Annotated in this window: 1 protein-coding gene; it reads left to right on the top strand. The window is 64.0% G+C overall.

Annotated features, from left to right (window positions below):
* Nucleotides 1-11495: filamentous haemagglutinin family protein (locus A4A58_RS10440; RefSeq protein WP_068731612.1), on the top strand; the 11495-nt coding region annotated here is incomplete at its 5' end.
* Nucleotides 11496-11753: the final 258 nt, after the last annotated feature.

Genomic DNA, 11753 nt, shown 5'->3' with positions numbered 1-11753 from the left:
ACACCAAGGGCGGACTGCTTGAAGTCGGCGGCTATCTCGCCAACAGCCCGCACAGCATCGGCGAGTGGGCGGCACTGGGCGGCACTATCACGCTGGCGGCGCCGGAAGTCGTCGCGCAGCAGGGCGCAAAGTTCGATATCTCCGGCGGATCGGTCAGCTATGACGGCGGCAGGATCTATTCGACCAGGCTGATCGGCACCGATGGTCGCATCTACAGCTTCGATAATGCGCCGGCCAACATGAAGTTCGTCGCTGCCGCCGGCGGCTTTGTGCGCACGCACAATATTCAGGGCAAGGTCGCCGACGCGCTCACCGAGGTCTGGACCAGCATATTCGATCGCTCATCGTCCTGGCGCTATGAGGCGGGCTATACCGTGGGCCGCGATGCCGGCCGTCTCAACCTCTCGACGCCGACATCGGTGTTCGAGGCGGATATCATCGCCGATATCATCGCTGGTGAACGGCAGAATTCCGCGCGCGCCGCCAATGTCACCGATAGCTACAAGCAGGTACAGAACGCTGCACCGCTGCAGGGTACGCTTGGACTCGGGCGTTACGGCGTTGTCGTCGGCGGTGGCGGTCTGAACGCATCGGACGTCCGCTTCGGCGATGTGGCCGCGGTCACTGGCGGGATGTCCGCTACAGATGCGCTGCCGTTGGCACGTAAGGACACGGCCTGGTTCGACGCCGGCCACGTCAATACGCTGCATCTCGGCGGGCTTGATATCGCGACCGCCGACACGATCACCATCGATCGTGCAGTCACGCTGGCCGATGGCGGCAGGATCACTCTCAATGCAGCGGTGGTGGACATCAAGGCCGATGTCACCGCGCGTGGCGGTTCGCTGACTGTGGACAACTACTTCAAGGGCGGCGGCGATCGCGGCGCCGCGCAAGTGCTGCTCAAGGACGGCAAGGCATCTGTCACGGTGTATGACGGCGCCACGCTCGACCTGCGCGGCGTCTGGGTCAATGCGCTCTTGAACCCGTCCGATACGCCGAAGCAGGCGTTCATCAATGGCGGTGCAGTCACGCTGCGCTCGACCCATGACGTGACACTGGCGAAGGGTAGCACCATCGACGTCTCGTCGGGTGCTGCGATCCTGACCAATGGCAAGGTCAAGGGTGGCCGCGGTGGCGACGTCACCTTGATCGCCGACCAGCAGGCTCCCGACGTACAGGCTGACGGTCTGCTGACTCTCAACGGCGCCATCTACGCTTACGGCGTCAGCGGCGGCGGCACGCTGAGGATCGAGTCCGGTACGGCGATCTCGATCGGTGGCAAGTTGCTGGAAACCGACGGCCTGCTTGGGGCAGGTCAGGCTGCGCCGGTCGATGTCGTCCTGATGCAGGACTATGCGGTCGGGAAGGGCGACATCCTGCCGATCGACTATAGCTATTCCGTCAATGTCACGCTTCCCGGCGAAAAAGTGCCGACGGGGGGGGCGAATGGGATCGTTGGGTCGGTCGGGGGCAGATACCGCCTCGGAGTGGATTGGACGCTTCCAAACTTGGGAGCGCAATATTCGATTGGCGTTGCCGGTCTAGATGTTCCCGGTCTCGGCGTCGTCGATGGCGAAGTCATAGTGAATTCTGCTGGAAGGTCTCAATACTATTACTATGACGGTCGCGATGAGCACTACATCGATATTGCCTATATTCCCGCCGGCACGAGAATTAGTCTCATCAGAGGAGCGATCTGGGCAGGCTGGGTAGTCGATCCCCTGGTTTTCCCGAACGGTCTGCAGGTTCCGGCCTATAGCAAAACCGTCAATGCCGGCGAACCGTCTCCGATCGATCTGACCGTCCCGAAGGGGACCGTGCTTTCGGCTGGAACGACGCTTCCGCGCCCAATCGCAATCGCCGCCAACGCCGAACTCAAGACCGGCCTGTTCCAGGCCGGCTTCTCGAACTACGACGTAACCGCCCGCAACGGCGTGGTCGTCACCGACGGTACGAAGCTGGACGTCTCGATGCCGGTCTATCGCGTGACGAACGCCGCCGCTTCGACTGCGACGGGCGCGGATCCGGCCGGCGTTCTGGAACTGTGGGCGCCGCCGCTGTACCAGGAAGATCCGATGAACGGCGTGCTGACCCAGCGCGGCGGCGCCAGCATCATCTTGCGCTCGAATGTGGGTGAGGCTGGACTGACCGAGGCCAGCGGCCCGATCGACATTCGCGCAGGCGCGTCGATCAGGGTCGATGCCGGTCAGTCGATCGATGTGCAGGCACGGGACATCACCATCGACGGCACGCTGACGGCTCCGGGTGGCACGATCAGCCTGACCCGGGTGGTGAAAACTGAAAATAGGGGGTTTGGTGACAAAGCCGGCCTGATCTGGATCGGCGATCATGCTGTGCTCGATGTCGCGGCGCGTGCCGTGACGGCGATTGATGCGCGTGGCCAGACCTATGGCGTCGTCGGCAATGGCGGTTCGATCCTGATCGGCGGCGCGGTGGATTGGGAAGCGACGGGTGAATCCGTTACGCCGAATGCCTTCGTTGTGATCCGGCGCGGTGCGCTGCTCGACGCATCGGGCACCAGTGCGGTGCTGGACATTCTCGCATCGGGGCTGCAGAAAGCCAGCACGCCGCTGAACGTCGCCAGCGATGGCGGCACCATCGTCGTCAAATCCAGCAATGGCCTCTATCTCGATGGCACGTTGCGCGCGGCGGCGGGCGGCGCGAATGCCGCCGGCGGTACGCTGGCGCTGGCGCTCGAGGCGCCTCTGTATCTGACGAGCGCGACGTCCGGCGACGTGCTGCGGCATCGCGAATTCGTCATCGGCAACATTCAGGGCGACAGCGTGATCGCCTCTGCCGGCTCGATGACACAGGCAAAAGCCGGACTTGTCACCGGCACGGCGCGGCTCGGCGTCGATCGGGTCAATGCCGGCGGCTTCGGCACCCTGTCGCTGCTGTCGGGCGGCCTGATCTCGTTCGATGGCGACGTGACCCTAGCCATGAACCAGAGCCTGAGCCTCTATGCAGGCGTCTTCGCCCTCGGCGCCAATGCCGATACCAATTCGCGGGTGGCGCTGTCGGCGCCCTATCTGCGGCTCGCAGGGGCGACGCATTTCACCAAGGACCCCTACACGCTGCCCGCCGTGCGGTGGGACTTTGGCAACCCAACGCAAATTGGCACCCCGACGCAACAGGCCACCAACGCCATCTTCTCGGTCACCACCGATCTGCTCGATATTCGCGACCGGGTCGTTTTCGGTGTACGCCAGGACATCGATACCATGGCGGAGACCTATACCGTCGATCGCCGCGGCTTCGCGCTGCTCGATCTCCTAAGCCGCGGCGATATCCGTCTGCTCCGCGGATCCCAGGCGATCGGCGCCGCGCTGCAAACGCCCGGCAACATCGCATTGACCGCCGCGCAGATCTATCCGGCGACGGGCGCGACCGGGTTGATCACCGCCGGCTATACGGCCGTCGACAACATGATCCGTGCCGGCAGCGTGCTCGATATCCGGCGTTATGGGGATACGATTCCCGATATGCCGTATTCCGCTTTCGGCGGGCTCACGCTCGCGGCCGATACCGTCAACCAGGGCGGTGTGGTGCGTGCGCCGCTCGGTGGCATCGTCCTCGGTAGCATTTCATCAGGCGGCGTACCGCAAGCGGATTCGGTTCATCTCCTGCCGGGCAGCATCACATCGGTGAGCGACGCCGGGCTGGTGATGCCCTATGGCGGCACCCTCGACGGCATCACCTATAATTACAACGGCGCGAGCGTGCGGCTCAGCGGTGCAGGACTTATGGGCGGCGTCTCCGTCTCCGCGCTGCATTTCGACGCGCAGCCCGGTTCGGTGCTCGACCTGTCGGGCGGCGGCGAGCTGACCGGTGCCGGCTTCGTGTCGGGCCGCGGCGGGTCGGTGAACATCCTGACCACGCCATTCGTCAATTCCAATCCCGGCTATCGATACAGCGCGAAGGGCAACGAGGTCTATGCTATCGTGCCGAGCCATTCCGGCGCCTATGCGCCGGTCGTGCAGGACGCGGGCTACGGCCTGCCGTCGGTTGGCCGCCAGATCACCATTCCCGACGGCGTGCCGGGTCTTGCGGCCGGCACCTATACGCTGATGCCCGCGACCTATGCGCTGCTGCCGGGCGCCTATCGCGTCGAACTGGGTGGCAGCATCAGTCCGGCAGCGACCGGCGTCGTTCCGACCGGCAACGGTTCGCATCTCGTGAGCGCCACTCTGAGCGTCGCCAATACCGCGATCCGCGCGTCGCTGCCGAACCAGGTCATCATCACGCCGGCCAGCGCCGTTCGCGCGCACTCATCCTATAACGAGATGGGCTATGACGCCTTCGTGCTGGCGGATGCCGCACGCGTCGGCGTGCCGCGGGCGGCGATGACCATCGATGCGCGTATGCTCAATATCCTGCTGGCCAGGCCGCGCAACGCCGACGGTCGCTCGCAACTGCAGTTCGATGGCGAGTTGCGCAGCGGAGCCCGGGCCGACAGCGATGGCTTCGGCAGCACCATCCAGCTTCATGGCCTCAGCGAAATTCTGGCAACCGGCCAGACGGCTGCGTCCGACATGGCGGGAGCCTCCGTCTATGCCGACGAGATCAGCAAGTTCGACGCGCCGCGTCTGGTGCTGAACGGCTCCGTAAGCATTGCCTATGGCCAGGCCGGTCGCTTCGCCAGCATTGTGGGTGACTATGGCTCGATCATCCTGCGCAGCGGTGCCCATCTGTCTGCGGCTGAGGTGATTTTCGCCGGCAGGGGAACGGGGCCCGGCGACAAGGGGACCATCACGATCGAGGAAGGCGCGTCGGTCAGCACCATCGGCCGCGGCCGCGCCAGCTTCGACTCGCGCGATGGATATGTGTTCGTCGGCGTCGGCGTGCTGGTGGTGTCCAACGGCACGATCAATCTGCTGCAGGGCGAGACGCAGGCGGATGACGGTACCGACGTCGACATCACGGTCGGCGGCTGCATCACCGTGACCTGCAATCTGACCACCAGGGTGGTCTCCGAAGGCACGATCGCCGTGGCGACGGCCGGTGCGTTTACCATTGCCAACAACGTGTCCTACGGCACGCGGAATCTCGTGCTCGGACTGTCCGCCATCAATCTCGGCGAGGATGCCAGCCTCGCGGCGGCCGCAGCAGCCGGTCACCTGCCGGCCGGACTTGCCCTCAACAACACCGTGCTGGCCAATCTGCTGGCCGGCAATACGGCGATCGGCGCGCCGGCGCTCGAAACCCTCGCGCTTAATGCACGCGATGCGGTGAACGTATTCGGTTCGGTGACGCTGGATGCCTCGAAGGTGGGCCGTCTGGTGTTGGGAACGCCGGCGATCTATGGTTACGGCGCCAGCGATGACGTTGCGACGATCCGCGCCGGCGAGTTCGTCTGGACCGGCTCGACGACGGCACCGGGCGCGGCGATGGCCGACATGCTCGGCGACAGCAGGCTGAATATCGCAGCCAATCGTGTCGTGCTCGGCTACGGGCCACTTTCGCAGCCGAGCAACACGGTCGTTGACAACCGACTCGCGCTCGGCTTCACCGACGTCACCATCACCGCCGCCGAATATGTGACATCGACCAACAGGAGCACGCTCGGCGTCTATCACCGGCAGGGCGCATATACACCCGCGACCGGCTATCAATACACCGGCGGCAATCTGACGATCGCAGCGCCGCTGCTCACGGGCAGAAACGGGTCGAGCAACACGATCACGGCCGGCGGCGATATTCGCGTGGTCGGAACGGGCGCCGCTGCGGGCGCCGTCGATGCGCTCGGTGCCCAGCTCAAGCTGACCGGCGCCAATATCGTCATCGATACCAGCGTCGTGCTGCCGTCGGGACGTTTGGCGCTGACCGCGACGGGCGACATCGTGCTCGGCGCCGCCTCGCGTATCGATCTGGCGGGCCGCGCGGTGCCAATGTTCGACGTCACCAAATATAGCTGGGGTGGCGATCTGGTGCTGAGCAGTAGCGCTGGCAGCATCCGGCAGGATGCTGGTTCGGTCATCGATCTGTCGGCGCAGTATAATCGCGGCGGCACGGCGACAATCACGGCGCTCGGCGCCGGCGCGGGTCACGTCGATCTCGGCGGCACGGTCCGCGGCGGCGCGTCGGGTCTCTACGATGCCGGCGGCACGCTGGTGCCCTACGATGCGGCCGAGTTCACGGTGCAGGCGCAGACGCTTGCTGACTTCGCAGGATTGAATGCGCGTCTCAACGCAGGCGAGGTGTTCGGCGCACGGCGGTTCCAGATCAAGCAGGGCGATCTCGTCGTCGGCAATGAAGTCAAGGCGCGCAACGTCGAGATCACGCTCGATGGCGGCAGTTTGATGGTCAACGGCACCATCGATGCGAGCGGCTATCAGGTCGGCAGCATTCGTCTTGCGGCGATGAACGATCTCGTCATCAACGGCACGCTCGATGCCCACGGCACCGGCATGCGCTTCGACAGCTATGGCAAGATCATCGACGCGCCGAATCGCGCCAGTGTCGAGTTGACGACCCGCATGGGCACGCTGACGATCGGCAGCAATGCGGCGATCGACCTGCGCGCCGGCACAGGTGTTGCGATAGGCAGTGGCCGTGGCCAGAATGATGGTGCTGCTCGCGGCACGCTGACGCTCAACGCGCCACGCCTTGGCGGTACGGGCGGACAGGGCGGTCTTGATAGCGCGGGTAACGGTGCCAATGACGTGGCCGTCAACGTGTTTGGCGCTCCGCTTATCCGCGGCGCAAAAACAACCGTCATCAATGCATTTCGTATCTACGACGACGCACCGCTTGCCGGGGCGCCCGATGTGTCGGGCTACACGCCACAGGAGATCACGCAGGCTTATCTTGACGGTATCGTCGATCCTGTCGATGGCAGGATCATCGCCGGCGGCATCGATCCACACAACAAAGCCTTTATCGATGCTGCGCGCGACAATGACGCGCTGAGCGCCAGGCTTGCCGGGCTCGGCAACTACCATCTGCGTCCCGGCGTCGACATCGTCAGCAAGATTAGCGCCGAAAATCCGAACGGCGACCTCACAATTGCAGGCGATCTCGATCTGTCCGGTTATCGCTACAGCCCGAATGCGAATCGCAACGATCCCGCCTTGCGCGGTTTCGGCGAACCCGGAGCGATCAACTTCCGCGCCGCCGGCAATCTCAACATCCGCGGCAGCATCAATGACGGCTTCGCGCCGCCGCCGGTGACGACCGGCGACAATGGCTGGCTGCTCGATGAGGGCGTCGTGCCCTATGGCGGCGATCTCGTGTTGCCCATTGCCGTCACGCTCGAAGCCGGCACGGTGTTCAAGAAGGGCGCCACGCTTAATTACGATCTGCCGGCATCGTTCAGCGGCAACCTGCCGGCCGGCACGGTGCTGCCGGTGCGTGCAACGCTGGGAGACGTGCTCGCATTGCCCGCGGGCACCGTCGTCCAGGCGACCATCTACAATGCGAACGGTTCGGTGGCCTATGCCGCGGGTACGGTGCTCACGAATACGGTGACGCTGACCGCAGGCATGCAGCTCGATGCCGGCACGGTGCTGCGCAGCGCGGCCAGTTTCGCGGCCTTGATCTGGCCGAAGGGCGTGCCGCTGCCGGTGGACATGACATCCACTGGAACTCTCGCGCTGGCGCCGGGATCGCTGATCCCGTCCATGACCAATGTGAAACTTGCGGGCGGCCAGCGGGTCGAGTTGCGCACGCCGACGGGTGATCGGCAGGGAGCGAACTGGGCCGTTGCGCCGATGCTCGGCGCCGGCGCGACGTCGTGGGACATGCAGTTCACCGCCGGTGCCGATCTCGGCTCGGCCGATGTGCGTGCACGCAACAGCCGGCGCAAGGGCGATATCGTACTCGCCGACAGCCACTATGTCTCACGCACTGCGCCGGGCGGTGTTTTGATGAATTTGAGCGAGGCAGGCGCTATCGCCCTGCTGGCGATGCTTGGCTCGGATTACTCTTATCTCACCATAAATGACCTGATTGGAAAATCGGAAGCCGAAACCGTAACGATCCTCGGAGGATCGTCATGGTCAGAGATGACAGACTATTATCCGGCGCTTGTCGGCTTCTGGGATCTCGCGGCGCACCATATCGAATTGGGCCTTACCATCCAGGGCGTGGATGCCATCGTGAACGTGGCTGGCGGCCTCCCTCCCGGCATCAACGACAAGATCGAGCTGTTAAACAAGACGCAGCGCGAGATCGTCTCTCTCTACATGGCCGGGTCATGGGATGAATTCGGTCTGGCGCCCAATTTCTGGGACAATGGAGCGGGCAATGCTGGCACCATCAACCTGCCGCCATCGACCACCTATGCCTCGTCGTCTTTCAGCGTGGTCCGCACCGGCACCGGCAATCTGTCGCTGACGGCCGCCGGCAATATCCGTATGGACTCGCTGTACGGTGTCTACACCGCCGGCACGGCGACCGCCGTTGATCCGGCCTATAACAACCGCCCCCGCGCGGATGGCATGCTGCTCGGTCCGTTGAGCGCCGACTACGCGTCTGCGATGGCTACCTATCAGGCGTGGTACCCGGACCAGGGCGGCAATGTCCTGATCTCGGCCGGCGGCAATCTCACCGGCGACATCTACGGCCAGTCCGCGCGGCAGAGCCCGTCGAGCGTCATCACCGGCAACTGGCTGTGGCGCCAGGGGACGGGTTCGACAGCGGTCGATACGACAGTGCCAACCTCGTGGTGGATCAATTTCGGCACCTATGTTCCCAACACATCCCCGTACAATACTCTGAACTTGCCCGATCTCGTCGGTTTCACCGGCATCGGCGCGCTCGGTGGCGGCAATGTCGCGATCCGCGTCGGCGGCGAGGCAGGCGCCATCACGCTGCGCGGCAGCCAGGGACAGCAGGGTACGGGCGAAGAGAGAAGCCAGGGTCTGGTGGTCGCCGTCGGCGGTACCGGACGCGTCGGTGCCGACGGGGCGCTGGCGTTGACTGGCGGCGGCGATATCGACATGCGGATCGCCGGCGCGCTCAATCCAAATCTGGCGCTGACCAGCTTCACCGAAAAACATGCGCTGCCGGGTGCGCTGATCAATGTTCGCGGTGCGATACAGGTGAACGCAGAGTCGATCGGTGGCATCAAGCTTATCTACCGCCTCGGCGATGGAGCGAGGGACGCTTTCGATCCGCGCGGCTACGATCCCTATGCAGCGACCTCGTCCGAAGCGCGGTCCGGCATCACGCTGGTGCCCGGTGACTCCGCGGTCTATCTGCAGACGCTCGGCGATCTCGTGCTCGGAGGCACGGGTGATCCCGGTCGCTCCGTCTCTACAGATGCGACTGTTTTCAAGGCCGGTGGGGTCGACTACAGCGGAGGCAGCTGGTTCTCGCTATGGACCGATCACACGGCGATCAACCTGATCTCTGCGGGCGGTAGCCTCACGCCGACAACATCCACGGCTGAAGCGCCGCTTCGCGGGTCTGCAAATCTCAACAGCGACCAGAACAGTACCGATGGAACATTTACCTACCCGTCGGTCCTGCGCGCTGCGGCGCTGACCGGCAGTATCTATTACGGCGCCAATGCGGTGCCATTCATGCGCAGTAGTGGTGCGACCGATTATCCCACCGTCACTCTGGCCCCGTCCGCCCACGGCGCGCTGGAAATGCTGGCGGGCAATTCGATCTATGGCGGGCAATATACATTCAGTCCGTCCGGCACGGGAACGCCATTACCGACGTCGTTGAATCCGGCCTTCATGGGCGGCGGAGTGGTGAGTGGCAAAATAATGTTCACCAACGGATCGGTTCTTGGTACCGTCGATGGGGGGGGAAATCCGGTCGCGTTGTCGCTGTTCGTGTTCGGTCCCAACACCGCTGTGCTTCCCATCGGCCGCGCGCCCGATGCGGATCCCGTGCGCTTCTATGCGCTGACCGGCGATATCGTCGGTCTGAACACCGGCGAGACGTTGACGATCTCCAGGACAGGCGGAGTCTTCAACTGGCGCAATGCCGGGGCTCCGGTCAGGGTCCGCGCGGGCCGCGATATCGTCGGTGCCGGCTTCGCGCCGAACACGACGCAGTCGAGCGGAGTTCCCGACGCGACGACCCGCGGCAATCTGATCGTGCACAGCGATCCGAACGACGTCTCGATCATCTCGGCGGGGCGCGACATCATCTATGCCAATTTCGACATCGCCGGTCCCGGCACGCTCGAAATCTCGGCAGGGCGCAATTTGTATCAGGCAGACAAGGGCGCGTTCACCAGTATCGGACCGATCGCGATCGGCGATACGCGTCCCGGCGCGAGTATCGCGATGATGGCCGGCGTCGGAGCGGCGGGGCCGGATTACGATGCACTCGCGTCACGCTATCTCGATCCGGGAAATCTGGCCGCTACGGGCATGCCGCTCGCCGATCAGCCGGGCAAGGTCGCCAAGACCTATCAAAAGGAACTCGCGACCTGGCTGAAGGACCGCTATGGATTTGCCGGCCCTGATACCGAAGCGCAGGCTACGTTCGCCCGGCTGGCGCCTGAGCAGCAACACATCTTCCTGCGAGAAGTGTACTTCGCCGAACTCACCGCAGGTGGCCGTGAATATAACGACGCGAACAGCTCGCGTTACGGCAGCTATCTTCGCGGACGCAATGCCATTGCTGCGCTGTTCCCGAACGTATCGGCCTATGGCGGCGATCTCACCATGTTCGGCGGCTCCGGCGTGCGCACGCTGTTCGGCGGCGACATCCAGTTGCTCACGCCGGGCGGTCGTACCGTCATCGGCGTCGAAGGGCAGGTGCCGCCGGCATCGTCGGGCCTGGTCACGCAGGGCAAGGGCGACATCCAGATCTATTCGCAGGGCAGCATCCTGCTGGGCCTGTCGCGCATCATGACCACCTTTGGCGGCAACATTCTCGCATGGTCGGCCGAAGGCGACATCAATGCCGGCCGTGGTTCGAAGACCACGGTGATCTACACACCTCCGAAACGGACTTACGACAATTACGGTCGTGCGGTGCTGTCACCGCAGGTGCCGTCATCCGGTGCGGGTATCGCGACCCTGAACCCGATCGCTGAAGTATTGCCAGGCGACATCGATCTGATCGCGCCGCTCGGCACCATCGATGCAGGCGAAGCGGGTATCCGCGTCTCCGGCAATGTCAACCTGGCGGCGCTGCAGATCGTCAATGCTGCGAACATCCAGGTACAGGGCACGTCGTCGGGTATCCCCACCGTTCAGGCGCCGAGCATCAGCGCTGCACTGTCGAGCTCCAATGCAACGGCGGCGACGCAGCAGACCGCGACACCAACCCAGGGCGGCAACGCGCAGCCCTCAGTGATCATCGTCGAAGTGCTGGGCTATGGCGGTGGTAACGGCGATAACGCTCTGGACGACGAGCAATCTCGCCGCAGCGATCGCCGCAGCGACAACAATCGCATGCAGGATCCATCCAGCCCGGTGCAGGTGATTGGCTCAGGCGAGTTGTCGTCATCGCAACGGCAGAAACTGACAGCGGTGGAGCGGCGAAATTTCGATGAGCCGTAGATGGGGGTAGGGGGCTCCTCGCTTGATGATCGGCGGAGCGGAAGCGCTATGTCCGCGCTTCAATTGGAGCACCCGACAGTATCCGAGGCAGAACTATTGAGGTGCCCCCTCAGATAAATTGACATCGCCTCCGATGTCCGCGTTTGGCTCGAACGAGCCGTGAGTGCTCTCTGGCTTCCTACCAATTTCTGGGAGTTCGACGCGGAAGTCGAGTTGACCGGGGATGTCACCAAACTGTTACCTAAACGAGCGTAAGAA

Origin of the sequence: Tardiphaga robiniae (assembly GCF_001618955.1) — a bacterium.
Lineage (GTDB): Bacteria > Pseudomonadota > Alphaproteobacteria > Rhizobiales > Xanthobacteraceae > Tardiphaga > Tardiphaga robiniae_A.
Note: the sequence above shows the minus strand (reverse complement) of the source record. Positions and strands in the feature narration are given on the sequence as shown.